The organism is Inquilinus limosus (assembly GCF_002195995.1).
GTDB lineage: Bacteria > Pseudomonadota > Alphaproteobacteria > DSM-16000 > Inquilinaceae > Inquilinus > Inquilinus limosus_C.
This window is the reverse complement of the sequence record NZ_NHON01000050.1, coordinates 22,656-47,396: the sequence shown is the minus strand read 5'-3', so window position 1 is coordinate 47,396 and position 24,741 is coordinate 22,656. Positions and strand designations below refer to the sequence as shown.

At 71.0% G+C, this 24,741-nt stretch carries 23 protein-coding genes; 11 read left to right on the top strand and 12 right to left on the bottom strand.

Translation table 11 applies throughout. From position 1 onward, the window contains the following. On the top strand, window positions 1-656 hold a 656-nt coding region (locus tag BWR60_RS23160), incomplete at its 5' end, for a chromate transporter (protein WP_179221911.1). A gap of 9 nt (window positions 657-665) precedes the next feature. Here the strand turns inward: BWR60_RS23160 and BWR60_RS23155 are convergent. From BWR60_RS23155 to BWR60_RS23125, 5 genes are all read right to left on the bottom strand, one after another. Next, window positions 666-1,022, bottom strand: coding sequence for a hypothetical protein (locus BWR60_RS23155; RefSeq protein WP_144445718.1), 357 nt, complete (start codon window positions 1,020-1,022; stop codon window positions 666-668). A 1,161-nt stretch (window positions 1,023-2,183) separates the two neighbouring features. Beyond that, complete coding sequence (locus BWR60_RS23140) at window positions 2,184-5,267, bottom strand: efflux RND transporter permease subunit (RefSeq protein WP_088153389.1); 3,084 nt, start codon at window positions 5,265-5,267, stop codon at window positions 2,184-2,186. 13 nt (window positions 5,268-5,280) lie between these two features. Next, window positions 5,281-6,435: an efflux RND transporter periplasmic adaptor subunit gene (locus BWR60_RS23135; RefSeq protein ID WP_230983152.1), complete on the bottom strand. Its 1,155-nt coding sequence runs from the start codon at window positions 6,433-6,435 to the stop codon at window positions 5,281-5,283. Between the two features lie 15 nt (window positions 6,436-6,450). Next, entirely contained in the window at window positions 6,451-7,962 is a 1,512-nt protein-coding gene (locus tag BWR60_RS23130) for an efflux transporter outer membrane subunit (protein WP_230983151.1), read from the bottom strand. Window positions 7,963-8,048: 86 nt separating this feature from the next. Continuing rightward, complete coding sequence (locus tag BWR60_RS23125; RefSeq protein ID WP_088153387.1) at window positions 8,049-8,675, bottom strand: hypothetical protein; 627 nt, start codon at window positions 8,673-8,675, stop codon at window positions 8,049-8,051. Between the two features lie 215 nt (window positions 8,676-8,890). On the opposite strand from BWR60_RS23125, the gene BWR60_RS23120 reads away from it, so the two are divergent. The 3 genes from BWR60_RS23120 (at window position 8,891) to BWR60_RS23110 (ending at window position 12,661) form a co-directional block, all read left to right on the top strand. Continuing rightward, a complete protein-coding gene (locus BWR60_RS23120) occupies window positions 8,891-9,619 on the top strand; it encodes a response regulator (RefSeq protein WP_088153386.1) in 729 nt (242 codons plus the stop codon). After that, window positions 9,616-10,902 (top strand): ATP-binding protein, encoded by a 1,287-nt coding sequence (locus BWR60_RS23115; protein ID WP_088153385.1) that lies wholly within the window; start codon window positions 9,616-9,618, stop codon window positions 10,900-10,902. The genes BWR60_RS23120 and BWR60_RS23115 overlap by 4 nt, the downstream gene beginning before the upstream one ends. A 283-nt stretch (window positions 10,903-11,185) precedes the next feature. Continuing rightward, entirely contained in the window at window positions 11,186-12,661 is a 1,476-nt protein-coding gene (locus BWR60_RS23110; RefSeq protein ID WP_179221910.1) for an MFS transporter, read from the top strand. Window positions 12,662-12,826: 165 nt separating this feature from the next. Here the strand turns inward: BWR60_RS23110 and BWR60_RS23105 are convergent, their stop codons facing one another. Then, complete coding sequence (locus tag BWR60_RS23105) at window positions 12,827-13,723, bottom strand: LysR family transcriptional regulator (RefSeq protein ID WP_230983150.1); 897 nt, start codon at window positions 13,721-13,723, stop codon at window positions 12,827-12,829. A gap of 50 nt (window positions 13,724-13,773) precedes the next feature. Beyond that, window positions 13,774-14,688, bottom strand: a complete 915-nt coding sequence (locus BWR60_RS23100) for a LysR family transcriptional regulator (RefSeq protein WP_088153382.1) — start codon at window positions 14,686-14,688, stop codon at window positions 13,774-13,776. A 96-nt stretch (window positions 14,689-14,784) separates the two neighbouring features. On the opposite strand from BWR60_RS23100, the gene BWR60_RS23095 reads away from it, so the two are divergent. From BWR60_RS23095 to BWR60_RS23085, 3 genes are read left to right on the top strand one after another with little or no spacing between them, the layout of a single operon-like run. Continuing rightward, the gene (locus tag BWR60_RS23095; protein ID WP_179221909.1) at window positions 14,785-15,006 is read left to right on the top strand and encodes a DUF1127 domain-containing protein; all 222 of its coding nucleotides are present in this window, start codon (window positions 14,785-14,787) and stop codon (window positions 15,004-15,006) included. After that, entirely contained in the window at window positions 14,979-15,551 is a 573-nt protein-coding gene (locus tag BWR60_RS23090) for a GNAT family N-acetyltransferase (RefSeq protein ID WP_088153380.1), read from the top strand. Before BWR60_RS23095 ends, BWR60_RS23090 begins: the two co-directional genes overlap by 28 nt. Then, window positions 15,548-16,738: an MFS transporter gene (locus tag BWR60_RS23085; RefSeq protein ID WP_088153379.1), complete on the top strand. Its 1,191-nt coding sequence runs from the start codon at window positions 15,548-15,550 to the stop codon at window positions 16,736-16,738. Before BWR60_RS23090 ends, BWR60_RS23085 begins: the two co-directional genes overlap by 4 nt. Here BWR60_RS23085 and BWR60_RS23080 read toward each other — a convergent pair. Continuing rightward, the gene (locus BWR60_RS23080) at window positions 16,735-17,583 is read right to left on the bottom strand and encodes a hypothetical protein (RefSeq protein ID WP_088153378.1); all 849 of its coding nucleotides are present in this window, start codon (window positions 17,581-17,583) and stop codon (window positions 16,735-16,737) included. The genes BWR60_RS23085 and BWR60_RS23080 overlap by 4 nt on opposite strands. A gap of 196 nt (window positions 17,584-17,779) precedes the next feature. Beyond that, the gene (locus BWR60_RS23075; protein WP_088153377.1) at window positions 17,780-18,109 is read right to left on the bottom strand and encodes an ArsR/SmtB family transcription factor; all 330 of its coding nucleotides are present in this window, start codon (window positions 18,107-18,109) and stop codon (window positions 17,780-17,782) included. Between the two features lie 124 nt (window positions 18,110-18,233). Between BWR60_RS23075 and BWR60_RS23070 the strand changes: the two genes are divergently transcribed. From BWR60_RS23070 to BWR60_RS23060, 3 genes are all read left to right on the top strand, one after another. Next, window positions 18,234-19,415 carry an MFS transporter gene (locus BWR60_RS23070; RefSeq protein ID WP_088153376.1) on the top strand — a complete coding sequence of 394 codons (1,182 nt, stop codon included), beginning with the start codon at window positions 18,234-18,236 and terminating at the stop codon, window positions 19,413-19,415. A 137-nt stretch (window positions 19,416-19,552) separates the two neighbouring features. Beyond that, a complete protein-coding gene (gene wrbA / locus BWR60_RS23065) occupies window positions 19,553-20,152 on the top strand; it encodes an NAD(P)H:quinone oxidoreductase (protein ID WP_088153375.1) in 600 nt (199 codons plus the stop codon). Window positions 20,153-20,411: 259 nt separating this feature from the next. After that, entirely contained in the window at window positions 20,412-21,401 is a 990-nt protein-coding gene (locus BWR60_RS23060) for a glutathione S-transferase family protein (protein WP_088153374.1), read from the top strand. Window positions 21,402-21,540: 139 nt separating this feature from the next. Here the strand turns inward: BWR60_RS23060 and BWR60_RS23055 are convergent, their stop codons facing one another. From BWR60_RS23055 to BWR60_RS23045, 3 genes are all read right to left on the bottom strand, one after another. Beyond that, the gene (locus BWR60_RS23055) at window positions 21,541-21,891 is read right to left on the bottom strand and encodes a hypothetical protein (RefSeq protein ID WP_088153373.1); all 351 of its coding nucleotides are present in this window, start codon (window positions 21,889-21,891) and stop codon (window positions 21,541-21,543) included. Window positions 21,892-21,962: 71 nt separating this feature from the next. Beyond that, window positions 21,963-22,379 (bottom strand): low affinity iron permease family protein, encoded by a 417-nt coding sequence (locus BWR60_RS23050; protein WP_088153372.1) that lies wholly within the window; start codon window positions 22,377-22,379, stop codon window positions 21,963-21,965. 77 nt (window positions 22,380-22,456) lie between these two features. Then, window positions 22,457-23,206 (bottom strand): acetoacetate decarboxylase, encoded by a 750-nt coding sequence (locus tag BWR60_RS23045; RefSeq protein WP_088153371.1) that lies wholly within the window; start codon window positions 23,204-23,206, stop codon window positions 22,457-22,459. Window positions 23,207-23,389: 183 nt separating this feature from the next. Between BWR60_RS23045 and BWR60_RS23040 the strand changes: the two genes are divergently transcribed. Further along, window positions 23,390-24,550, top strand: a complete 1,161-nt coding sequence (locus tag BWR60_RS23040) for a patatin-like phospholipase family protein (protein WP_088153370.1) — start codon at window positions 23,390-23,392, stop codon at window positions 24,548-24,550. Window positions 24,551-24,741: the final 191 nt, after the last annotated feature.

The following is a 24,741-nucleotide window of genomic DNA, read 5'->3' as shown; positions in this document are numbered from 1 at the left end:
GCGGCGCCCCGGCCGGACGGCTGAGCGTGCCGGTGTCGCGCCGCGGCGGCGGCGCCGCCCTGGCCCTGTTCGCGGCGCTGTTCCTGGCGGTGCCGGCGCTGGCGGCCGCGACCGGCGCCCAGGGGCTGGCGCTGTTCGACGCCTTCTATCGCTCCGGCGCGCTGGTGTTCGGCGGCGGCCATGTGGTGCTGCCGCTGCTGCAGGCCGAGGTGGTGCCGCCCGGCTGGGTGTCGAACGAGGCCTTCCTCGAGGGCTACGGCCTGGCCCAGGCGGTGCCGGGGCCGCTGTTCACCTTCGCCGCCTGGCTCGGCGCCGTCATGGGCCCGGCGCCGAACGGCATCGCCGGCGCCGCGATCGCGCTGGCCGCCATCTTCCTGCCGGGGCTGCTGCTGCTGTACGGCGCCCTGCCCTACTGGGACGCACTGCGCCGCCGCCCGGGCGCGCAGAGCGCCATGCGCGGCGCCAATGCGGCGGTCGTCGGCATCCTCGGCGCGGCGCTGTACAGCCCGGTCTGGACCAGCGCCGTGCTGGCGCCGCCGGATTTCGCCCTGGCGCTGGCCGGATTCCTGGCCCTGACGGTGTGGAAGGCGCCGCCCTGGACCGTCGTGCTCGGCCTGGCCGCGGCCGGCGTCGCCCTGCCGCTGATCGGGGGATAGGCGGGCCGGTCACCCGGTGTCGGGGCTGTCCGGGGTCTCGAAGCAGGAATAGGGGTCGATGCCGAGGGAGCGGCAGAGGCGGCGGGCGACGGTCTGCGTGGTCTCGGTGTCGAGCCAGGCGATGACGTCCGCCTCCCGCACCCGGGCCGCCAGCCCGGCGCGGATCCCGGGGATCCGGGCCGGGTCGCGGAGGTCGGCGAAGCTGCGCTCGACCGCGGCGACGGCGGCGTCCCGGCGCCGGGCCCGCTCGGCCTCGAYCTYGGCCGCGTCGCCGGCCGGGCGGGCCGGGTCCGGCGTGCCCGGCCAGGCGGGCGACCAGCGGCCCCATTCCTCGGCCAGCCCCAGGCCGCAGGCCAGACCGGCCATCACCGAGCCCAACGGCCGGTCCTCGACCCGGAGGGTCTCGNTAGGGGTCGATGCCGAGGGAGCGGCAGAGGCGGCGGGCGACGGTCTGCGTGGTCTCGGTGTCGAGCCAGGCGATGACGTCCGCCTCCCGCACCCGGGCCGCCAGCCCGGCGCGGATCCCGGGGATCCGGGCCGGGTCGCGGAGGTCGGCGAAGCTGCGCTCGACCGCGGCGACGGCGGCGTCCCGGCGCCGGGCCCGCTCGGCCTCGACCTTGGCCGCGTCGCCGGCCGGACGGGCCGGGTCCGGCGTGCCCGGCCAGGCGGGCGACCAGCGGCCCCATTCCTCGGCCAGCCCCAGGCCGCAGGCCAGACCGGCCATCACCGAGCCCAACGGCCGGTCCTCGACCCGGAGGGTCTCGTCRTCGTAGAGATCCTCGACCCGCTCCTCGAGCTCGGCATGCAGGGCCTCGACGCGGGAGAAATCCCCGATCTCGTCCCAGATCATGTGGCGCAGCACGCCCTCGACCTCGTTGCGGTGGCGGTCGCGGCGGTCCTGGCGGGCGGCCGCGCGGTCGGCGGNCGGGAGAAATCCCCGATCTCGTCCCAGATCATGTGGCGCAGCACGCCCTCGACCTCGTTGCGGTGGCGGTCGCGGCGGTCCTGGCGGGCGGCCGCGCGGTCGGCGGCCTGGGCCTTGTCGCGGGCGCACAGGCTGTCGGCGGCGCGGCCGCGCAGGGCCAGAGAGCGGTGCACCGAGCGGGAGAAGCGGCTGAAGGCCATCCCCGCCTCCTGCGCCTCGGCCCGGGCCGCCTCTATCGAAACCTCATCGGCCTTGGGTGCGGCAGCCCGGACCTGGGCGGCGATCGCCCGCGCCCCTTCGGCCTCGGCGAGCTGCATGGCGATCTCGGCCAGGCGGGTGAGCATCTGGATCTGCTGCAGCGCGAGGCTGCGGCAATAGGCCTGGACGTCGAGATCGGATTCCGCACCGCTTCCCATGGAACGTATCATGAACGAGATCGATGCGTCCGCGCAATGAACATTGCGTGACCTTAACCGGCGCGGCCGGCGCCAACCTGGATCGCCACGCCCTCCGGGCTCGCGATGACGCTGAGGGGTGGCGGGGGTGGATCACCCCGAACCGTCATTGCGAGGGGTATGTTCAGAAGGCCACGGGAGCGACGGTCACGCCTCCGTCGGAGCCGGGGCCGGCTCCTCCTCCCCTGCCCCCTCGGCGTGGTGGTCGGCGGCGAGGACCATGTAGACGGCGGGCACCACGAACAGGGTGAACAGGGTGCCGATGGTCAGGCCGCTGGCGATCACCAACCCCATGTTGAAGCGCGACACCGCGCCGGCGCCGGTCGCCAGGATCAGCGGCACCACGCCCAGCACCATCGCGCCCGTGGTCATCAGGATCGGGCGGAGGCGGATCGAGGCGGCGCCCTCGATCGCCTCGCGCTTGGTCTTGCCCGCCTGCTGCAGGCCGTTGGCGACCTCGACGATCAGGATACCGTGCTTGCTGATCAGCCCCATCAGCGTCACCAGCCCGACCTGGGTGTAGATGTTCATCGTCGCCCCGCCGACGCCGACGCTGATGAAGGCCAGCGCGCCGGCGATCGACATCGGCACCGAGACCAGGATGATCAGCGGGTCGCGGAAGCTGTTGAACTGGGCCGACAGCGCCAGGAAGATGATGATCAGCGCCAGCGCGAACATCTGCACCAGGCCGCTCGATTCCTGCACCGCCTGGCGCGACTGGCCGCCATAGTCGACCGTGTAGCCCGGCGGCAGCGTCTTCGCCGCCAGGTCGTTCAGCGCCGCCAGCGCCTGGCCGGTCGACACGCCCGGCGCCGGCACGCCCGAGATGGTGGCCGAGTTGAGCTGCTGGAAATGCGAGATCGCGCGCGGCGCCGCCTCGGTCTTGATCGTGGCGATCGCGGAGAGCGGGATCTGCGTGCCGTCCACCGCGGTGATCGGGTAGTTCAGGATCTGGTCGGTGGTCAGGCGCGAGATCTGCTGCACCTGCGGGATCACCTGGTAGGACCGGCCCTCGATGCTGAAATAGTTGACATAGCCGCCGCCCAGGATCGCCGCCAGCGCGCTGCCGACATTGTTCATGGTCAGGCCCAGCTGGGCCGCCTTGTCGCGGTCGATCACGATCTGCGCCTGCGGCTTGTCGATCTGCAGGTCGCGGGTCAGGAACACGAACAGGCCGGTCTTCTGCGCCGCCTGCTGGAAGGCGGTGGCGACGTCGTTCAGCTCCTGGAAGCCGGACGTGGTGCCGATCGCGAACTGGATCGGCAGGCCGTTGCTGCCCGGCAGCGGCGCCGGCTGGAACGCCACGCTCTGCGCCGCGGCGATCTTGGCGAGGTCCTGCTGCAGCAGCGCCTGGATGGTGCCGGCGGTCCGCTCGCGCTCGTCCCAGGGCTTCAGCACCTGCACCGCGATCGAGGTGGAGCTGCTGTCGATGCCCAGCGTGTGGCCGGTCTCGGGATAGGCCCGCATCGCCTTGGCCACCTGGTCGGAGCTCGACGCCTTCTGGTCCAGCGACGCCTGCGGCGGGTTGGTGGTCATGGCCAGCACCGCGCCCTGGTCCTCGTTCGGCGCCAGCTCGGTCGACGCGCCGGCATAGAGGAAATAGATGCTGCCCAGCACGATGGCGGCGAAGACCAGCGCCACCGGCACCGTGTTCAGGCTGCCATGCAGCATCCGCTGATAGGGCCGGCGGATGCGCTCGAATCCGCGGTCGATGAAGTCGGTCAGCCGCTCCTCCCAGCCGCTGCGGTCGGCCAAATGCGGCTTCAGGATGTGGGCCGACATCATCGGCGTCAGGGTCAGCGCGACGACCATCGACACGGTGACGGCGCCGACCAGGGTGAAGGCGAACTCCGTGAACAGCGCGCCGGTCAGCCCGCCCTGGAAGCCGATCGGGACATACACGGCCACCAGCACCACGGTCATGGCGATGATCGGCCCGACCAGCTCGCGCGCCGCGTCGATCGCCGCCTGCAGCGGCTTCGCCCCCTCCTCGATATGGCGGTTGACGTTCTCGACCACGATGATGGCGTCGTCCACCACCAGGCCGATCGCCAGCACCAGCGCCAGCAGGGTCAAGAGGTTGATGGAGAAGCCGAAGGCCAGCATCATCGCGAAGGTGCCGACCAGCGACAGCGGGATCGCCACCACCGGGATGAAGACCGAGCGCGGCGATCCGAGGAACAGGAACACCACCAGCACCACGATCACCAGCGCCTCGACCAGGCTGGTCGCGACCTCGGTGATCGAGCTGGTGACGAAGGCGCTGGAATCGTAGATCACGGTGGCGTGCAGCCCGGCCGGCAGTTGCGCCTGGATGCCGGGCAGCGCCGCCTTCACCCCGGCGACGACGTCCAGCAGGTTGGCGGTCGGCGCCACCTGGATGCCGACGAAGACGCCGGTGTTGCCGTCGACCGTCGACCGGCTCTCATAGTCCTGGGCGCCGAGCACGACATTGCCGAGGTCCCTCAGCCGGATCACCGCGCCGTCGGCCTGCTTGACCACCAGGTTCTTGAATTCCTCGACGTCGTGCAGGTCGGTCGAGGCGGTCAGGGTGATCTCGGTCATCCGGCCCTTGGTGGTGCCGACGCCGGAGATGTAGTTGTTGTTGCTGAGCGCGGTGTAGACGTCCGTCGCGGTCAGGCCGTAGCCGGCCAGCTTGTCGGGGTCGAGCCAGACGCGCAGCGCGAACACCTTGGGGCCCAAGAGCTCCGCCGTCTGCACCCCCTGCACCGATTGCAGCTTGGGCTGCACCACGCGGGTCAGGTAGTCGGTGATCTGGTTCGCCACCAGCACGTCGGAATAGAAGCCGATATACATGGCGTCGATGGTCTGCCCGACCGAGAGCGTGATGGTCGGCTGCTGCGCCGCCGCGGGCAGCTGGTTGATCACCGAATTGACCTTGGTGTTGATCTCGGTGACCGCGGCGTCGGAGTTGTAGTTCAGCCGCAGGTTGACGGTGATGATCGAGGTGCCGCTGGTCGAGGACGACGTCATGTAGTCGATGCCGTTCGCCTGGGCGATGGCGTTCTCCAGCGGCGTGGTGATGAAGCCGGCCACCACGTCCGGGTCGGCGCCGTAATAGGTCGTGGTGACGGTGACGACCGCGTTCTCGGTCTTCGGATACTGCCGCACCGCCAGCGAGGCGTAGGACTGGTAGCCGAGGACGACGATCAGCGCGCTGACCACCAGCGCCCAGACCGGGCGCCGGATGAACATGTCGGTGAAATGCATGGTGCCGGCGCCTTCAGCTCGGGTCCGCCACGGCGGGGTTCGGGTCGTTCGGTGGGGTCACCGCGTTGTTGATCGTCACCGGCGACCCGTTCTGCAGCTTCAGCTGGCCGGAGGTGACGACGGTGTCGCCCTCCTTCACGCCCTTGGACACGGCGACCTGGTCGCCGCGGCTGCCGGCGGTGGTGACGAAGATCTGCTTCACCGTCTGCGCCGCCCCTTGGCTTGCAGTCTCTGGCCCGCCCACGACATAGGCGATGTCGCCATAGGGGTTGGAGACGATGGCCGTCGTCGGCAGGGTGACGTAGCGCTGCGGCTGGCCGACCGCGACCGCCGCCTTGGCGTACATGCCGGGCAGCAGCAGGTGGTCCGGGTTGGCGAAGCTGGCCCGCACCGTCAGGCTACGGGTGGTGCTGTCGACCAGCGGGCTGATCGCGGTGATGGTGCCGTCGAAGCCGCGGCCCGGATAGCCGTCCAGCGTCGCCGTCACCGGCTGGCCGACCTTGAGCTTGGCCAGGGCCTGCTGCGGCAGGGTGAAGTCGAACAGGATCGGGTCCAGCGACTGCAGCGTCACCATGGTGGTGCCGGCCGCGAGATACTGGCCGAGATCGACCTGCCGCGTGCCCAGCCGGCCGGCGAAGGGCGCCTTGACCGTCTTCTTGTCGATCAGCGCCTGCTGAGCCGCCACCTGGGCCTGGTTGCTCTTCAGCGTCGCCAGGTCGCTGTCGACCGTGGCCTGGCTGACGCCCTGGGCCTTCAGCTGCTTCAGGTCGCGGTCATAGGTGATCTGGGCGTTGTCCGCGGCTGCCTGGTACTGCCTCAGCGTGGCGACGTCCTCCTCCGCCCGCAGCTGGACCAGCGGCGCGCCGGCGGCGACGTCCTGGCCGTCCTGGAAGCTGAAGGATTCGACGATGCCCGAGACCTCGGAGGACAGCGCCGCGCCGTTCACCGCGCGGAAGCTGCCCACCGCCTCCAGCCGCTCCTGCCAGTCGCTGGTGGTCGCGGTGGTGGTCGACACGGTCTGCGGCGGGTTGCTGCGGGCCGCGATCGCCTGCGCGATCATCTGGCTCTTGAAGGCCTGGAACCCGAAGATGCCGCCCAGGATCACGCCGATCACGATCAGCATGATCGTCATGCGCAGGATCAGCGAAGCCGTTCTGCTCTTGGCCATATCTGTGTCCGTCGATCAATCGGGCAGGCTGGGGGTCGGCTGCTTGCGGCCGGCCGGGACGTCGCTGCGGTTCCACCAGCCGCCGCCCAGCGCCTGGTACAGCGCCGCGGTGTCGCTGAGCCGCGCCGCTTGGGCCTGGATCCGGCTGATCCGGGCGTTCAGGAGAGCGGTCTGCGCGGTCAGCACGGTGGTGTAGGTGGTGGCGCCGGCCTGGTACTGGTTGCGGGCGATGGTCAGGCTGCGCTGGGCCGCCCGCTCCGCCGCCAGCTGCGCCTTCAGCGTGTCGGCGTCGTACTGGATCGCGTGCAGCGCGTCGGCCACGTCCTGGAAGGCCGACAGCACGGTGCTGCGGTACTGCGCGGCGGCGACGTCGAAGCCGGCCTCGGCCGCCCGCTTGTCGCTGAGCAGCGTGCCGCCGTCGAAGATCGTCTGCACCACCTTGCCGGCGATGTTCCAGGCCACGGTGCCGGGCGAGAACAGGTCGCCGAAGCTGCTGGCGCTGCTGCCGTAGCTGGCGCTGAGCGTGATCTGCGGCAGCATGTTGGCGATGGCGACGCCGATCTTGGCGCTGGCGCTGTGCAGCTGCGATTCCGACGACCGGATGTCCGGCCGCTGCTCGACCAGCTGCGACGGCAGGCTGAGCGGCAGGTCGCCCGGCAGGGTCAGCGACGCCAGCTCGAAATCGTCGCCCGAGATCTCGCTGGGGAAGCGGCCGAGATAGACGGCGAGCTGGTTGCGCTGCTGCGCCAGCTGCTTCTGCAGCGGCGGCAGCAGCGCCTCGTCCTGCGCCACGGTGGCCTGCTGCGCCGCGACATCGGCCTGCGAGATGCCGCCGAGCGCGAATTGCTGCTGCAGGATGCCGAGGAAGGAGCGCTCGGTCCGGATGATCTCCTCGGTCGCCTTGATCTGCGCCCTGAGCGAGGCCTCCTGGATCGCCGCCGTCACCACGTTGTTGGCGATGGTGAGATAGCTGGCCTCGAGCTGGAAGCGCTCGTAATCGGCCGTGGCCTGCAGTGATTCGATGTTGCGCCGCGTGCCGCCCCAGACGTCGAGGTCGTAGGACACGTCGACCGACGCGGTGGTGACGTTGTAGACCGAGGTCACGGTGCGGGTGCCGCCGGTCGCCGTCGCGCCGGTGCTGTTGCTCTGCTCCCGCGTGCCGGAGGTCGAGCCGCTGACGGTCGGGAACAGCGCGCCCTGCCCGGCCGCGACATTCTCCTGCGCCTGGCGCAAAGTCGCCTGGGCCGACTGGATGTCGGGGTTGGCCTTCAGCGCCTCGGCCACCAGCCGGTTCAGCGTGTCGGAGCGGAACACGCGCCACCAGTCGCCCGGGATGTCCCGGCCGTTCCGGATGGTCTGCGCGCCGCCGCCCGGCACATTGGCCGAGGCGGTCTGCGCCAACGCGGTTCCGGGCGTGTACTGGCTGACGCCCGGCGCGGCCGGACGCTGGAAATCGGGGCCGACCGCGCAGCCCGCCAGGATCAGGGCGGTGAGCGACGCGACGCCCCGCAGAAGATGAGTCTTCACGATGATCGTCAGTCTCGGAAACGGGCGGAAACCATCGGGCCGGCCCGGGTGCGTGGGGGGAACACCGGGCCGGCCCGACCGGTCCGTCAGCCGGCGTGGGGTGCCGGGCGCTCGGCCGGAGGGGCGAAGCGCTGGTCCTGCGGACCGGGACCAGGAAGAGGACGGGGCGGCGGCCCCATCTGCCGCTCGGCCTGCTGCAGCAGGGCGACCTGCTCCGGCGTCAGAGTCCGGCGCAGCGTGGCGATCGCGGATTTGAGCCGCTCGGCGGTCTGGGCGCGGTCGATCACGGTGTCGGCCAGGCGCTCGGAGCGGCCGAAAGCGTCCGGCTGCCGGTCGCCATCGGCGGGCGGCCGGGGCGGCGCCATCAGGGCCAGCAGCGCGCTGGTATAATCCCGCCAGGCGTCGAGCTGGTCGGCCCGGATGCCGGCGAGGGTCTCGAGGCCGGCCAGGTCGCGGGCCAGCTTCATGCGGAAATCGGGCCGCAGATCAGGGCCGCGCCGCCAGCCGGGGCCGTTGTCGGGCCGGTCCGGGCCGAAGCCGTCCGGGCCTGGCGGCGGGGCGTCCGGCGCGGCGGCATGGATCGTCGAGTTGACATTGACGGGGGCGTTGACCGGGTCGGCCAGGGCGGTGCCGCCCGGGCCCATCACCGTGCCGAGGGTGAGACCGATGACACCGGCCGTCGCAACACCGATGATGGCGACAGTGGACTTCATCGATAGCCTCGCTCCTGTTGCTGTGAACGAGGCGAAGCTAGGACCGCCGTGTTTCCGCCCTTCGTCCGCCCGTTGCCGAATGTGAACCGCCAGAGGAAATTGGTTGCCCAACGTTGCCAGCCGGCCGCCGGCAATACTCCGTTGCACAAAACCCATCGCCGCCCGTCCTCGGCGCCGTAAAGATCATGACAACTGCTTTGACGATTGCCCGACTGATGCAGACTTCTCCCCATATCCTTGTCGTGGACGACGATCCCGAGATCCGTCGTCTGCTGGGCCGCTATCTCGACGGCCAGAACTTCCGGGTCACCCTGGCGGCCGACCGGCGCGAATGCGAGGAACGGCTGGCGGCCGGCCGGATCGACCTGCTGGTGCTCGACGTCATGCTGCCGGACGGCTCCGGCCTCGAGATTTGCCGCGAGCTGAGCCGCCGCAAGCCGCATCTGCCGGTGATCCTGCTGACCGCGCTGAAGGAGGATGTCGACCGCATCATCGGCCTCGAGATCGGCGCCGACGATTATCTCGGCAAGCCGTTCAACCCGCGCGAGCTGGTGGCGCGGATCCGCGCCGTGCTGCGGCGGACGGGCGCCGCCATGCCGGACGAGGCGCCGGCGCTGGGCCATTACCGCTTCGCCGGATTCGTCGCCGACCCCGCCACCCGCCGCATCGTCGACGATGCCGGCGAGGAGGTGATCCTGACCGGCGCCGAGTTCGAGCTGCTGCTCGCCTTCCTGGAACGGCCCGGCCGGGTGCTGTCGCGCGACCAGCTGCTGGACCTGACCCAGGGGCGCGAGGCGGAGCCGCTGGACCGGTCGATCGACGTGCTGGTCAGCCGGCTGCGCCGCAAGCTGGGCGACGGCGGGCGGTTCCAGATCTTCAAGACGGTGCGCAACGGCGGCTACCAGCTGGCGGTCGCGGTCGACCAGTCGAGGGACCCGGCGTGAACACGCTGCGCGCGCGCATCATCCTGCTGCTGGCGGTCGCCATCATCGCCGTGGTCGGCATCGCCAGCTTCGTCGCCCTGCTGCTGCTGCGCGAGCCGTCGCCGGCCCGCACGGTCGAGCCCTTCGCCCGCCAGATCCGGCTGATCGCCGACCTGGTCGAGAACGGCATCGGGCCGGTCGGCGACCCCGGGCGGGCCGCGGACTTCCAGCTGAGCCCGACCCCGGCGCCCGGCACGCCGGACATGCGCGGTACCGCGCTGCTGGGCGACGCCATGAACGCCACCGGCCCCAGCCTGCCGCTGATGGTGACGCGGCCGGGCCGCGACGCGCCGTCGACCCTGTCGGTGAAGATCGATCCCGAACGCTGGCTGTGGCTGCCGATGCCGGACCTGCCGGTGCCGCAGGGCGTGCCGCTGGCCTTCGCCGGCTGGATGCTGCTGCTAGTGCTGGGGGCGATCGGCATCGCCGCGCTGGCCGCCGACCGGGTGGTCCGGCCGCTGGCCCTGCTGGAGGGCACGATCGGCCGGATCGGGCCGGACGGCGCGCTGCCGGAGCTGCCGGAGACCGGCACGGCCGAGATGAAGACCACCGCCCGGGCCCTGAACCGCCTGTCCAGCCGCCTGCGGGCGGCGATGGAAAGCCGGATGCGCCTGGTCGCCGCCGCCGGCCACGACCTGCGCACGCCGATGACCCGGATGCGGCTGCGCGCCGAGTTCCTGCCGGAGGAGGATCGCGACGCCTGGCTGCGCGACCTGGACGAGCTGGACCGCATCGCCGACAGCGCCATCCGGCTGGTGCGCGAGGAGGTCGAGGGCGGCGATGCCGAGCCACTGCGCCTGGACAAGCTGGTCGAGACCGTCTGCACCGAGCTGGCCGAGCAGTCGCTGCCGGTGACGCTGCTGTGGGCCGACCCGGTGTCGGTCAAGGCCGGGCCGTTGGCGCTGAAGCGGGCGCTGCGCAACCTGGTGATCAACGCCGCCACCCATGGCCGCGGGGCCGAGGTGGCGCTGGACGTGGTCCAGGTCGGGGATGGCGGCGAGGCCCGCATCGTCATCACCGACAACGGCCCCGGCATCCCGCCCGACCTGCTGGCGCAGGTGTTCGAGCCGTTCTTCCGGGTCGACCCGGCGCGGCGCCAGACGGTGCCGGGCGCCGGGCTGGGCCTGGCCATCGCCAAGGAGATCGTCGACCGCAGCGGCGGCCGGATCGAGATCGCCAACCGTCCCGACGGCGGCCTGATCCAGACCGTGACCCTGCCGGCGAAGGATGTGGCGGTGGGGTGAGGCGTTCGGAGCGGCGCCTTCGGAATTCCCTACACCGTCATTGCGAGCGCAGCGAAGCAATCCAGGGGCCGGTGCGCACCGGCCCCTGGATTGCTTCGTCGGCTTCGCCTCCTCGCAATGACGGCGAGGGGATGGCCCCCGCCCCTCTCCCTGAGGAGAGGTGAAGGGGCGGCGCCGGCCCATCCGCAACGCAGCTGCAGGCCAATCGCCGCCCTCCCCGCCCCGCCGAGCCGCTAGGATGGGCCGCCCCGACTCGCGCGGGGCGGGAGGAAGCGGCAAAGAAATGAACCTGACCCCGTCCGAGACCCACACCATCGTGCTCGGCGCCCTGCTGGCGCTGTTCCTGTCGGCGCTGGACCAGACCATCGTCGCCACCGCCCTGCCCTCGATCGGGCGCGAGCTGGGCGATTTCGAGCTGATCTCCTGGGTCGTCACCGCCTATCTGCTGACCTCGACCTGCGCCACGCCGATCCTCGGCAAGCTCAGCGACCTGTACGGCCGCCGGCTGATGCTGCTGGGCTGCCTGGTGGTGTTCCTCGCCGCCTCGGCGCTGTGCGCCCTGTCCACCTCGATGACCATGCTGATCGCCTCCCGCGCCCTGCAGGGGCTGGGCGGCGGCTTGCTGACCCTGGCCCAGACGGTGATCGCCGATGTCGTGGCACCGCGGGAGCGCGGCCGCTACGCCGCCTATTTCGCCACGGTCTGGGCCGGCTCCGCCCTGATCGGCCCGACCCTGGGCGGCGTCCTCACCCAGTATGTCGGCTGGCCCTGGATCTTCTGGATCAACCTGCCGCTGGGCCTGCTGGCGCTCGGCATCGTCGACCGGGCGCTGCGCAAGCTGCCGGTGCCGCGGGTCAAGGCGCGGATCGATGTCGTCTCGATCGCCCTCCTCACCCTCGGCACCGTCGCCCTGCTGCTCGGCCTGTCCTGGGGCGGCACGGCCTATCCCTGGGCCTCGGCGCCGGTGGTCGCCACCGTGGCGACGGCCGGGCTCGGCGGCTGGCTGTTCTTCCGCCGCCAGAGCCGGGTGGACGAGCCGATCCTGCCGCCCCGCTTCCTCGGCGATGCCGTGGTCGGGCCGGTGCTGCTGTCGGTCTTCCTCGCCTTCGGTGGCTACCTGGTGCTGGCGGTGCTGGCGCCGACCTATCTGCAGGTGGCGCTGCAGGTCAGCACCGGTGAGGCCGGGCTGCTGATGATCCCGCTGATGATCTCGACCACCATCACCGCCTCGCTGTCCGGCCGTTCCATCACCCGCACCGGCAGCTATCGCCGGCCGCCGGTGATCGGCCTGCCGGTGGCGATCGTGGCGGCGCTGGTGCTGGCGGCGACGGCCACGCACGCCACGCCGCTGGCCGCCACCGCCCTGCTGACGGCCATCGGCCTCGGCGTCGGCCCGATCTTCCCGGCCAGCATGGTGGCGGCGCAGAACGCCGTGGCGGCGCGCGACCTCGGCGCCGTGACTGGCGCCGTCGCCTTCTCCCGCGCCCTCGGCGGCGCCATCCTGGTCGCCGCCGGGTCGGCCCTGGTGCTGGGGCTGATCGTGGCCTGGAGCCCGTCGGTCGCCTCGGTCTCGGGGCTGGAGGACCTGGTGCGCCGGCCGCTGGGCGAGGCCGAGCGTGGCGACATCGCCCTGGCCTTCGCCGTGCTGTTCGCGGCGGTGGCGGCGGTGTTCGCCCTCAGCCTGCTGATCTATCTGCGGGTCGAGCACCGGCCGCTGCGCAGCCAGACCCATGGCAATGTCGAGGGCGGGGCGGGTTAAACTCACGCGTTGCCTCTCCCGCTTGCGGGAGAGGTCGGAGACGCGAAGCGGCTCCGGGTGAGGGCCCTTTGTCGAGGCCTGGGCCAGCCCTCACCCGGCCGTCCTGCGGACGTCCGACCTCTCCCGCCAGGCGGGAGAGGCAACGCAAAAGAACTCCTGACACTCCTAGAAGCCGGCCCGCTCCCAGATCGGCTCGGCGGCGAAGCGCTCGACCAGGAAGTCCACCACCGCCCGCACCTTGGGCGCCAGGTTGCGGTTGTGCGGCCAGACGGCGTAGATCGCGCCGAACGGGTTCTCGTATCCGGTCAGCAGCGGCACCAGCCGCCCGGCGGCGATGTCGGGGCCGACGATGAAATCCGGCGACAGCGCCAGCCCGGCGCCGGCCCGCAGCGCCGCCAGCGTCACCTCGGCGTTGTTGGCGCGCAGCCTTCCGTCGACCCGCACCGTCTCCAGCCGGCCGTCGGGGCCGACGAACTCCCACTCGTTCTGGTCGGTGGCGTAGCTGTACAGCATGCAGTCATGCTGCAGCAGGTCGGCCGGGCTGCGCGGCACGCCGCGGCGCTCGAGATAGGACGGCGCGGCGCAGAGCAGCCGCCGGCAGGAGGCGATGCGCCGGGCCACCAGGCTGGAATCCTGCAGCCGGGTGATGCGGATCACCAGGTCGAAGCCCTCGGCCACGACATCGACGAAGCGGTCCTCGAACAGCACCTCGATCCGCAGCTCGGGCCAGCGCGCCAGCATCTCCGGCACCAGCGGCGCCAGGTACTCGCGGCCGAAGCTGGCCGGCGCGTTCAGACGCAAGAGGCCGCGCGGCTCGGCCGAGAGATGGGTGATCGCCCGCTCCGCCTCCTCCACCTCGCGGGCGACGCGCAGGCAGCGCTCGTAGAAATCCTGCCCGGCATCGGTCGGGCTGAGGGTGCGGGTGGTGCGGTTCAGCAGGCGGGCGCCCAGCCGGTCCTCCAGCTTGGCGATCTGCTTGCTGACCGCGGATTTCGACAGGCCCAGCCGCGCCGCCGCGGCCGAGAAGCTGCGGCTGTCGACGACCTGGGCGAAGACGATCATGGCGCCGGGCATATCCATCCGGCGCAAGGTCTACGAGGCGAGGCGCGGGGTCAACGATCCAGCGCCCCCTGCCCCAGAGTCGCCTGGCCCAGCGTCGCCTGGCGCAGCGCCGCGATGGTCTCGCGCAGGCCGCGGGTCAGCGGCTTGTCGCGGCGCAGCACCAGGCCGAGCTGGCGGGTGAGCTGCGGCGACAGCGGATGCACGGCCAGGCCCGGCGCCTGCTGCACCGACATGGCCGGCAGGATGGCGCAACCCAGGCCGGCGCCGACCAGCTCCTTGATCGCCTCGACGCTGCCCAGCTCCATCACCGGCTTCAGGCTGATCCCGGCGCGGGCGAACCAGTCGTCGACGATGCGCCGGGTCTGGCCGCCCGGCTCGTACAGCACCACCGGCCGGCCGGCCAGCGCCGCCGGCGTCACCGCCGGCGGCAGGTCGTCCGTCTCGGCCGGGGCCACGGCGACGAACGCCTCCTCCATCAGCGGCGTCACCGCGAAGGCCCGGCCCGAGGCCGGCAGGGCGACGAGGCCGAGGTCGAGCGCGTTCTCCTCCACCAGGCGCAGGACGTCGACGGCGTTGCCGGTGGAGACCACGATCTCCAGCGACGGCAGGCGGCGGCGCAGCGCCCGCAGCACCGGCGGCAGCAGGTAGATGCAGGCGGTGGCGCCGGTGCCAAGCCGCACCCGGCCGAGCGCGCCGCCGGCATGCTCCGCCATCGCCTCGACCGCCGCCGCGACCTCGGCCTCGATCCGCCCGGCATGGACCAGCAGGTCGCGGCCCGCCGCGGTCGGCGTGGCCCGCTTGCCCACCCGCTCGACCAGCCGGACGCCGAGCCGCGCCTCGAGCTGGCGGATCTGCAGGCTGACCGCGGGCTGGGTCAGGTTCAGCCGCGCCGCGGCGCCGGAGAAGCTGCTGGCCCGCACCACCTCGGCGAAGGTCCGCAACTGGTCGAGGCTGAGACTCCGCATCCCAAAGAATTCCTTATGATCCGCATTGGATATACAAATTTCCCTTATCCGTTACGAAAGCGCAACCTCGGCCCGTTCCCACCAGGACCTTGTCCGATGACTTGCCCCCTGCTGTCCGAGATGCTGCATTGGTTCGCCGCCGCGCCGCAGTCGCGCCGGCGCCAGGTCGAGATCCTGCGCGGGCTCGACGACCGGCGCCTGGCCGATCTCGGCATCAGCCGCGGCGAGGCGCTGCGCGGACATCCCGATCCCGGCCGCGCGGACGCACTGACCGAAAGACCGAACCGACCATGCCTGACCGCCATCCCGCTTCCCTGATCACCATCCGTGACACGGCGGAGGCCGACCTGCCGGCCATCCAGGCGATCTATGCCCACCATGTGCTGCACGGCTTCGCCAGCTTCGAGGAGGTGCCGCCGCAGGTGGCGGAGCTGGCGGCGCGGCGGGCGGCGGTGCTGGCCCAGGGCCTGCCCTATCTGGCGGCGGAGATCGCGGGCCGCGTCGCCGGCTACGCCTATGCCGGCGCCTACCGGCCGCGCCCGGCCTACCGCCACACCATCGAGGATTCGGTCTATGTCGCCGACGGCATGGCGGGCCGCGGCGTCGGCCGGGCGCTGCTCGGCGCGCTGATCGAGCGCTGCGAGGCCGGGCCCTGGCGGCAGATGGTGGCGGTGATCGGCGACAGCGGCAATGCCGGCTCGATCGCGCTGCATGAGCGCATGGGCTTCCGCCGCGCCGGCCTGCTGCCGTCGGTCGGCTTCAAGTTCGGCCGCTGGGTCGACAGCGTGCTGATGCAGCGGCCGCTCGGCCCCGGCGACACCACCCTGCCTGCGCCCTGGCCGGCCCCGGGCCGCGACGCTTGATCCGGCGCCGCACGGTCCTGTGCCTCGGCCTGGCGCAGCTGGTCAGCTGGGGCACGACCTATTACCTGATCGGCGGCTTCGGCCCACGGATCATCGCCGAGACCGGCTGGAGTCCCACGCTGGTGCATGGCGGCTTCTCCGCCGCCCTCCTGGTGATGGGGCTGTCCTCGGCCTGGGTCGGGCGGCTGATCGACCGGCATGGCGGCCGCGCGGTGATGACGGCGGGGTCGGTGCTGTCGGCCCTCGGCTGCACCGGGCTCGCCCTGGCCCGCGATCCCATCTCCTACTATGCCGCGTGGCTGGTGCTGGGCCTGGCGATGCGCTGCACCCTGTACGACGCCGCCTTCGCCGCGCTGGCCCGGATCGGCGGGGCGGAGGCGCGCCGGCCGATGTCGCAGATCACGCTGCTGGGCGGCCTGGCCTCCACCGCCTTCTGGCCGATCGGCGAGAGCCTGGCCGGCGCCCTCGGCTGGCGCGGCGCGGTCCTCGCCTATGCCGGCTTCGCCCTGCTGACCCTCCCGCTGCACCTGGCCCTGCCCGCCGGCCGCGACGGCGGACGCGTGCGGGACGCCTCGGCGGCGCCCCCGCCCCTGGCCGGCAGCCGGCGGGAGCACTGGATCGCCGGCGCGCTCTACGCCCTGATCGTGACCCTGACCAACATCCTGAACGCCGGCATGTCGGCGCATATGATCGGCATCCTGGCCGGGCTGGGGCTGGCGGCCCCGGTCGCGGTGTGGATCGCGACGCTGCGCGGCATCGGCCAGTCCGGCGCCCGGCTGGCGGAGGTGACGTTCGGCGGCGGGCTGTCGCCCCTGGCGCTGACCCTCGCGGCATCGGCCCTGCTGCCGCTGTGCTTCCTGGCGGGGCTGTGGAGCGGCCGGGCCGCCACGGCGGCGATCGCCTTCGCCTTCCTCTACGGCGCCGGCAACGGCCTGCTGACCATCACCCGCGGCACGCTGCCCCTGGTGCTGTTCGACCCGCGCCGCTACGGCGCGGTGGCCGGGCGGCTGCTGGTGCCGGGATTCCTGTGCTCGGCCGCGGCGCCGGTCGCCTATGCCGCGGTGATCGAGCAGGCGGGGGAGGCCGCGGCGCTGTGGCTGTCCGCCGCGCTGGCGGCCCTCACCCTGGCGGCGGCGGCGATGCTGTACGCGGCGTTCCGGACCAGCCGGGCGGCGCCGGCACCTTAAGCGGAATTGGCCCAGTAGGCCTCGCGGCGGTCGACCACGAGGTCGCCGCGCGGGCTGTGGCCGGCATCCTTGCGGCCGCCCTTGACGTGGTCCATGAAGCGGCCGAGGCCCGAATTGATCAGCACATGCTTGGCCCGGGCGCCGATGCCCTCGGCGATGTCGTGCGACCGGTGGCCGGCCTGCTCGATCTGGCGGCGGACCACGTCGAACAGATAGGCGTCGTGGAACTCGTACTCCCGGAACAGCCCGTCCTCGGTGTACAGCCGCTCGAACGCCGCCAGCATCTCCTGCGTCGCCGGGTGGCGCAGGTTGTAGGCCAGGAAGCCGCATTCGGTGTAGGTCGGCCGCTGCAGGCAGCCGACGAAGCAGTCCGGCGGGACGAAGCTCTCCAGCTCGTCCCAGTGCGGCGCGGCAAAGAACAGGCTGTCGGCGTCGACCCAGATCAGCACGTCGGTGTCGGCGGTCTTCGCGGCATGGAAGATGGCGAAGGCCTTGTGGGCGAAGCGCACCGCGTCCCAGCGGAAGCCGGAGCCCCAGTTGCGCTCGCCCAGCTTGATCCGGTTCTTGTAGGGGTTGCGCTGCAGCTTGAAGCGGTAGCGCTGGGTCTGGCCATGCGCCAGCGGGTTGTCGGCATGGCGCCGCTTGAACGCGACCAGGTCCGGGCAGCTCTCGATCAGGTCGCGCACGACGACGCGGTCGCTCGGCACCTTCGGCTGGAAGCCTTCGCGGTAGAGGATCAGGGGGATCTCGTCCGGCCAGTGCCGATCGAAGGTCTCGATCATGCGGCGGCCGTATTCGGCATAGCCGGCGGCGTGACAGGTCGTGACGACGGAGAATGTCCGCATGGGCTCACTCGGACGACGCAAGGGCGTCACCATCTGGGGATTGCGCTGGCTCTTGGGGCTCGAAACACGCGGGGGGCCGCTGCGTTCCCGAGCCTTGACGACGCCCGCACCATAACTGCACAGGTGCGGGACGTGAAATTACTGATTGGTAACCGAAAGTTGCCGGGAACGCATGGGTTCGGCGACCGCGGCAACGCTATGACAGGGCCTCGGCGGCCTTCACCCTGCGCGCATTTGTCACGATCGAATCCAGCAGGCCCGGGAACTTGGCGTCGAGATCCTCGCGCCGCAGCGAGATGAAGCGCTGCGTCCCGTCGATCCGGGTCCAGGTGACGCCGGCCTCGCGCAGCTTGGCGTAGTGGTAGGACAGCGCGGTCTTGTTTCCCCCGTCGCCGAAGATGCGGCAGGAGACCTCGCCCACATCCGCCAGGGTGGCGACGATGCCGAGCCGCGTCGGGTCGCTGAGCGCGGCGAGGATGGTGACGAGGTCGAGCTGGTCGCGGTCGGGCTGGAACGGCGGGCGCATGGCGCGAAGCTAGTCGATCCGCCGGCCCGTTTCAATGTTCAATGATTATTGAACAATCTGCTTGACGCCGGAACGGCGCGAAGGAGTATGGTTCAATAATCATTGAACATTGGAACATCACCCGATGCCCGCCTCCCTGGTCTGGCTCGCGATCGGCGCTTTCGCCATCGGCACCGAAGGCCTGATGATCGCCGGGCTGCTGCCCGCGATCGCCGCGGATTTCCACAGCTCCGTCGCTACGGCGGGGCAGCTGATCACCATCTTCGCCCTCGCCTATGCCGTCGGCTCGCCGATCCTGTCGGCGCTGTGCGGCGGCCTCGACCGCCGCCGGCTGCTGGTGGCCGCGCTGCTGGCCTTCGCCGTCTCCAACCTGCTGGCGGCGGGGGCCCAGAGCCTGTGGCAGCTGGTCGCCGCCCGGGTGCTGCTGGCGCTGAGCGCCGGTCTGTTCATGCCCACCGCCTACGCCGTCGCCGCCTCCCTGGTGCCGCCCGACCATCGCGGCCGCGCGATCGCCGCGGTGACCAGCGGCATGACCATCGCCACCGCGCTCGGCGTGCCGCTCGGCGCCTGGATCGGCGCCCATGCCGACTGGCGCGCGACCTTCGTCATCGTCGCCGTGCTCGGCCTGGCCGGGGTGGCGGGGCTGCGCTTCGGCCTGCCGGCCAGGCTGCCGCTCGGCGCCTCGACGATGGCCGAGCGCCTGGCCGTGGCCCGCCGGCCCGCCGTGCTGCAGGCCCTGACCGTGACCTTCTTCTGGATCGCGGCCGCCTTCGTTCTCTACACCTTCATCGCCCCCTATCTGGAGCAGACGGCCGGGATCGGCCCGGACGGGGTCAGCGCGGTGCTGTTCCTGTTCGGCATCGGCTCCGCCATCGGCAATTTCGTCGGCGGCCAGCTGACCGACCGGATCGGCCCGGTGCGGCTGCAGCTCGCCGCCCTCGCCTTCCTGGCCCTGGCGCTGGCCGGGCTGGGCGCCGCCACCAGCCTGCCGAGCGGCCAGGCGTTGTTCGCCATCGCGCCGCTGATGCTGGTCTGGGCCGTCGCCGGCTGGGCCTTCCACCCGGCGCAGACGACGCGGCTGATCCGGCTGGCGCCGGAGGTCGGGATGATCGCGGCGTCGCTGAACTCCTCGGCGCTCTATGCCGGCATCGCCTTCGGCTCGGCGCTCGGGGCCGCGGCCCTCGACCATGGCGGCGTCCCCGCCCTCGGCTGGATCGGCGCCCTATCGGCGGCGATCGCCCTCGTCCTCCTGGCGGCCACCGCGCGACGCCAGGCGGCGGATGCGGCGGCGACCCAGGCGGCCTGACCGCGGGGCACGATCGGGTTCGATCGTCTCGTTTCAGGAAACAATCCTGTGCCGGATCGCCGGGTTATCCCGGCGCTCCGCCGGGGTTACCTTTGCCGGGCAATGCCGATGGCGTGTCCGCAAAGGGAAACGATGCGATGACGAAGGTCCTGGTCCTCTACTACAGCTCCTACGGCCATATCGAGACCATGGCCACCGCGGTGGCCGAGGGCGTCCGCGAGGCCGGCGGCGAGCCGACCATCAAGCGCGTGCCCGAGCTGGTGCCGGAAGCGGTCGCCCGCGACAACCACTTCAAGCTCGACCAGGCGGCGCCGATCGCCACCATCGACGAGCTGGCCGACTACGACGCCGTGATCTTCGGCGTGCCGACCCGCTTCGGCATGATGGCGGCGCAGATGCGCAACTTCCTCGACCAGGCCGGCGGCCTGTGGATGAAGGGCGCGCTGATCGGCAAGGTCGGCAGCGTCTTCGCCTCGACCGCGACCCAGCATGGCGGCCAGGAGGCGACGATCCTCAGCTTCCACACCTTCCTGCTGCACCAGGGCATGGTGGTGGTGGGCCTGCCCTACTCCTTCCAGGGCCAGATGACGCTGGACGAGATCACCGGCGGGTCGCCCTACGGCGCCACCACCATCGCCGGCGGCCAGGGCCAGCGCCAGCCGAGCGCCAACGAGCTCGCCGGCGCCCGCTTCCAGGGCGCGCATGTGACGAAGATCGCCGGCAAGCTGGCCGGCTAAGGGCGCGCATTACCTCTCCCGCAAGCGAGACCTTTTCGGAATTCCCCACACCGTCATTGCGAGCGCAGCGAAGCAATCCAGGGCCAGTGCGCACCGGCCCCTGGATTGCTTCGTCGGCTTCGCCGCCTCGCAATGACGGCGAGGGATCAAGCGTTGTGAAAAGGCCTCGCAGGTGGGAGAGGTAACGCGACAGCACTCTTTCCGCTGCCAGCGATATCAATGGCATAATGCCGCCGCAGAGTTCTGCCAGGAGGATGCGATGGGCCTGCTGATCGAGGGCCGCTGGGCCGACCAGTGGTACGACACCAAATCGACCGGCGGGCGCTTCGTGCGGCAGGAAAGCCACTTCCGTGACCATGTGACGGCCGATGGCAGCTCCGGCTTCAAGGCCGAGCCCGGCCGCTACCACCTCTATGTCTGCTATGCCTGCCCCTGGGCGCACCGCACCCTGATCGTGCGGGCGTTGAAGGGGCTGGAGGACGTGATCTCGGTCGACGCGGTCGACCCGTTCATGGGCGACCAGGGCTGGACCTTCGCCGACATCCGCACCGGCGTTCGCTCGCCCGGCGCGACCGGCGACCGGGTCAACGGCCGTGCGGCGCTGCACGAGGTCTACACCCTGGCCAAGCCGGACTACACCGGCCGGGTCACGGTGCCGGTGCTGTGGGACAAGAAGACCGGCACGATCGTGAACAACGAATCGGCCGAGATCATCCGGATGCTGAACTCGGCGTTCGACGAGTGGGGCGACCGGTCGGTCGACCTGTCGCCGGCCGCCCTTCTGCCCGAGATCGACGCCATCAACGCCGAGGTCTATGACCGGGTGAACAACGGCGTCTACAAGGCCGGCTTCGCCACCGAGCAGGCGGCCTATGAGGAGGCGGTGACCCGGCTGTTCGAGATGCTGGACCGGCTGGAGGCGCATCTGTCGGCGCATCGCTGGCTGGTCGGCGACCGGCTGACCGAGGCCGACATCCGGCTGTTCACCACCCTCTTGCGCTTCGACCCGGTCTATCACGGCCACTTCAAGTGCAACCTGCGGCCGCTGCACGAATACCCGGCGCTGTGGGGCTTCACCCGCGAGATCGCGCAGCGCCCGCATGTGGCCGCGACGATCGAGATGACGCATATCAAGCGCCACTACTACGAGAGCCACCGCACCATCAACCCGACCGGCATCGTGCCGAAGGGCCCGCTGCTCGACCTGTCGGCGCCGCATGGCCGGGAGCGACTGGCGGAGGCGGGGTAAGCGATCGCTCTCCCCTTCCCCACACCGTCATTGCGAGCGTAGCGAAGCAATCCAGGGGCCAGTTCGAACCGGCCCCTGGATTGCTTCGTCGGCTTCGCCTCCTCGCAATGACGGTGTGGGGTAGACGGCCCAGCCCAGCTCACACCCCCAGCACCGCCGTCCGCAGGATCCTCACCGCCAGGAACAGGGCGGTGAAGGCCAGGGCCTCGTCCCGCAGGTTCAGGCGGCCGGGCTGCGGCGCCTCGCGCGCGGCCCAGGCGAACAGCGCGGTCCAGATCGCGGACAGGAACATCACCATCTGCAGCAGCGCCAGCATGTCGGCCAGCGACCGCCTGCCCGGCAGCGCGATCAGGGCCAGCAGCGCCAGCACGGTGCCGAAGCGCATGCCGAAGCTGGCGATGCGGCGACGCGAGTCCGGGTCGGTGCGCTGCCAGAGCGTCCCGGCCGGAACCGGCTCGGCGGCCGCCCGGGAGGTGTCGATGTCGTGCATGGTCGTCATCCTAGACCGGCCCGTCGCGTCATCGCGGGCCCGTCGGAGCGCGACCCTGCTCTCTCCCGGCATCAAGTCTCCATGCGGTTTTCGCGCTGGTGCTTGCGGTCGCGCTCCCGCTCGCCCCGGGCCTCGGCCGCCAGCCGCCGGTACTCCTTGCGGATCTCGCCGATCTCGTCCTCGGAATGCTCCTCGAGGTCCAGCAGCACGTTGCGCGCTACCTCGGTGGCCCGGATCAGCTCGTCGATCTTGATCTGCAGCGCCGCGCTGTCGCGGTTCTGGGTGTTCTGGATCAGGAACACCATCAGGAAGGTGACGATGGTGGTGCCGGTGTTTACGGTCAGCTGCCAGACGTCGGAAAACCCGGCGAACGGCCCGATCGCCGCCCAGACCACCATCAGCCCCGCCGCCACGCCGAAGGTGGCGGGATGGCCGGCCAGCCGCGCGACCCGGCTGGCGAAGCGGGTGAACCAGGGGGCGTTCTTCATGGCATCCTCCAGCGCGGAACGGATGCCATGAGAACGGGATCGCGGGCCGGATCGTGCCGGACCGAGACGGCGGCCGGTCAGTCGGGCCGGTTGTAGTCGTACAGCACCCGGCCATAGGGCAGCGTCAGGTCGGCGATGAGGTGATGGGCGCCGATCACCCGGCGCACCGGCAGGTCGGCCACCGGCGCGTTGACATGCGGCACCAGATGCAGCCGCGCCGGCCCGATCCAGGATCCCTTCGGCGTGATGTCGACCAGGTTGTAGGCCACCAGCTGGCACACCTCCGGCCGGCCGTCGACGCCCGGGATCAGCTTCAGGTTGACCTGGGTGCGCGACAGCGTCGCCATCGTCCGCTCGCCGTTGCCGGCCATGCTCTCGTGCTTGTAGCCCATGGTGCCCATGGCCACGAGCTGGTCGGCATAGGACAGGGTGCCGGTCAGCGTGTCCTTGACGATCTGCAGCTTCGGATGGGCGTATTTCTTCGGAAAGCCCCAGATCTCCCGGCCGGCGGCGATCGGCGGGTCGTCATCGAGATACATCTGGGCGACGAAGCTCATCTCCTCGCCGCGGAACTTGCAGGGGATGACCATGCCGGATTCGGTGTAGCTGCCGAAGCCCGAGCTGTCCGGCATCTTGATCCATTCGTAATGCACCAGCGGCCGCTCCAGCGGCTCCAGCGGCTCCGGCAGCTGGTCGCGCACCACCTGCGGGTCGGTCTCGTAGGTGATGATCATGTATTCGCGGTCGACGAAGCGGTACGGCCCGGCCGGGTAGCTGGGGCCTGCCGCGGGCATCGACGGCAGACGGAGGACATCCTGGATCCGCATGGTCTCACCTCTCACCGAACGGCCGCGACCCGGCCGCAGCGGTTCATAGAGGGGCAGCGCGGATGGTCCCGCGACAGTATTCCGACAGTGATGTGACATCGCGGCGGGAGGCGCCCTCACGTCATCAGCCCGTCATCCATCCCGGCCTATCGTGCCGTCCCCGCGAGCAGGAGACCGGCCGCCATGGATGCCAAGAGCCCCGTTGCCCAGCATGAAGCCCCCGTGCAGGGTTGGCGGCCCGAGCGCTGCGACCGCGTCGCGCTGGTGCTGCAGGGCGGCGGCGCCCTCGGCGCCTACCAGGCCGGGGTGTACCAGGCGCTGCACGAGGCGGGGATCGAGCCGGACTGGGTGTCGGGCGTGTCGATCGGCGCCATCAACGCCGCGATCATCGCCGGCAACCCGCCGGAGCGGCGGCTGGAGCGGCTGCGCGCCTTCTGGGAGCGGATCACCGAGCGCAAGATCTGGCACTACACGCCGGATGGCGACCTGTTCCGCCAGATGCGCAACGCCACCAGCACCTGGATGACCATGGTGCAGGGCCAGCCCGGCTTCTTCTCGCCGCATCCGGTCAACCCCTGGCTCAGCCTGGCCGGGGCGAAGAGCGCCACCAGCCATTACGACACCGCGCCGCTGCGCGAGACCCTGGCCGAGCTGGTGGATTTCGACCGGATCAATGCCGGCCCGGTGCGCTTCGCGGTGGGGGCGGTCAATGTCCTGACCGGCAACTTCACCTATTTCGACAGCGCCGAGGAGGAGATCGGGCCGGACCATGTGATGGCCAGCGGCGCCCTGCCCCCGGCCCTGCCGATGGTCAAGATCGGCACCGACCATTACTGGGACGGCGGCATCGTCTCGAACACACCGCTGCAGCATTTGCTGGACCAGGATGGCGGGCTGAACACGCTGGTGTTCCAGGTCGACCTGTTCAGCGCCCGGGGCCAGCTGCCGCGCGACATGAACGACGTGATGGCCCGGCACAAGGACATCATGTACTCGTCGCGCACCCGCTACACGACCGACCTCTACAAGCGGCTGCATCTGTGGAAGACGCGGCTGGCCCAGGCCCTGGCGAAGGCGCCGGCGGAGACGCTGAGCGACGAGGAGCGGCGGCTGCGGGAGGAGCTGGCGCATCTGCCGGAGATCACCATCCTGCACCTGATCTACCAGCAGAAGGCCTATGAGGGCCACGCCAAGGACCACGAATTCTCCGGCACCTCGATGCGCGAGCACTGGCAGAGCGGCTACGAGGACACCAAGCGGACCCTCAAGCGCCGGCAATGGATGGAGATGCCGCCGGAAGGCGCCGGCATCCTGATCCATGACGTGCACCGTCTCGAAGACTGAGGACGGGCGTCCGCGCCACTCTCAGCTGTCATCCTCGGGCTTGACCCAAGGATCCAGGGGCTTTCAAGAGCCGCTCTTGGTGGCCCCTGGATTGCCGGGTCAAGCCCGGCAATGACAGTAAGAAGAGAAGACTACCAAACACGTCATGGCGAGGCGCGAAGCGACGTGGCCATCCAGAGGACGGTGCCGCT

What these genes read in the sequence shown, in the direction of transcription:
- BWR60_RS23140 (WP_088153389.1), bottom strand. Translation starts at nt 5,267, where the DNA reads ATGCATTTCACCGACATGTTCATCCGGCGCCCGGTCTGGGCGCTGGTG.
- BWR60_RS23135 (WP_230983152.1), bottom strand. Translation starts at nt 6,435, where the DNA reads ATGGCCAAGAGCAGAACGGCTTCGCTGATCCTGCGCATGACGATCATG.
- BWR60_RS23125 (WP_088153387.1), bottom strand. Translation starts at nt 8,675, where the DNA reads ATGAAGTCCACTGTCGCCATCATCGGTGTTGCGACGGCCGGTGTCATC.
- BWR60_RS23120 (WP_088153386.1), top strand. Translation starts at nt 8,891, where the DNA reads ATGCAGACTTCTCCCCATATCCTTGTCGTGGACGACGATCCCGAGATC.
- BWR60_RS23110 (WP_179221910.1), top strand. Translation starts at nt 11,186, where the DNA reads ATGAACCTGACCCCGTCCGAGACCCACACCATCGTGCTCGGCGCCCTG.
- BWR60_RS23105 (WP_230983150.1), bottom strand. Translation starts at nt 13,723, where the DNA reads ATGATCGTCTTCGCCCAGGTCGTCGACAGCCGCAGCTTCTCGGCCGCG.
- BWR60_RS23100 (WP_088153382.1), bottom strand. Translation starts at nt 14,688, where the DNA reads ATGCGGAGTCTCAGCCTCGACCAGTTGCGGACCTTCGCCGAGGTGGTG.
- BWR60_RS23095 (WP_179221909.1), top strand. Translation starts at nt 14,785, where the DNA reads ATGACTTGCCCCCTGCTGTCCGAGATGCTGCATTGGTTCGCCGCCGCG.
- BWR60_RS23090 (WP_088153380.1), top strand. Translation starts at nt 14,979, where the DNA reads ATGCCTGACCGCCATCCCGCTTCCCTGATCACCATCCGTGACACGGCG.
- BWR60_RS23080 (WP_088153378.1), bottom strand. Translation starts at nt 17,583, where the DNA reads ATGCGGACATTCTCCGTCGTCACGACCTGTCACGCCGCCGGCTATGCC.
- BWR60_RS23075 (WP_088153377.1), bottom strand. Translation starts at nt 18,109, where the DNA reads ATGCGCCCGCCGTTCCAGCCCGACCGCGACCAGCTCGACCTCGTCACC.
- BWR60_RS23070 (WP_088153376.1), top strand. Translation starts at nt 18,234, where the DNA reads ATGCCCGCCTCCCTGGTCTGGCTCGCGATCGGCGCTTTCGCCATCGGC.
- wrbA (WP_088153375.1), top strand. Translation starts at nt 19,553, where the DNA reads ATGACGAAGGTCCTGGTCCTCTACTACAGCTCCTACGGCCATATCGAG.
- BWR60_RS23060 (WP_088153374.1), top strand. Translation starts at nt 20,412, where the DNA reads ATGGGCCTGCTGATCGAGGGCCGCTGGGCCGACCAGTGGTACGACACC.
- BWR60_RS23055 (WP_088153373.1), bottom strand. Translation starts at nt 21,891, where the DNA reads ATGCACGACATCGACACCTCCCGGGCGGCCGCCGAGCCGGTTCCGGCC.
- BWR60_RS23050 (WP_088153372.1), bottom strand. Translation starts at nt 22,379, where the DNA reads ATGAAGAACGCCCCCTGGTTCACCCGCTTCGCCAGCCGGGTCGCGCGG.
- BWR60_RS23045 (WP_088153371.1), bottom strand. Translation starts at nt 23,206, where the DNA reads ATGCGGATCCAGGATGTCCTCCGTCTGCCGTCGATGCCCGCGGCAGGC.
- BWR60_RS23040 (WP_088153370.1), top strand. Translation starts at nt 23,390, where the DNA reads ATGGATGCCAAGAGCCCCGTTGCCCAGCATGAAGCCCCCGTGCAGGGT.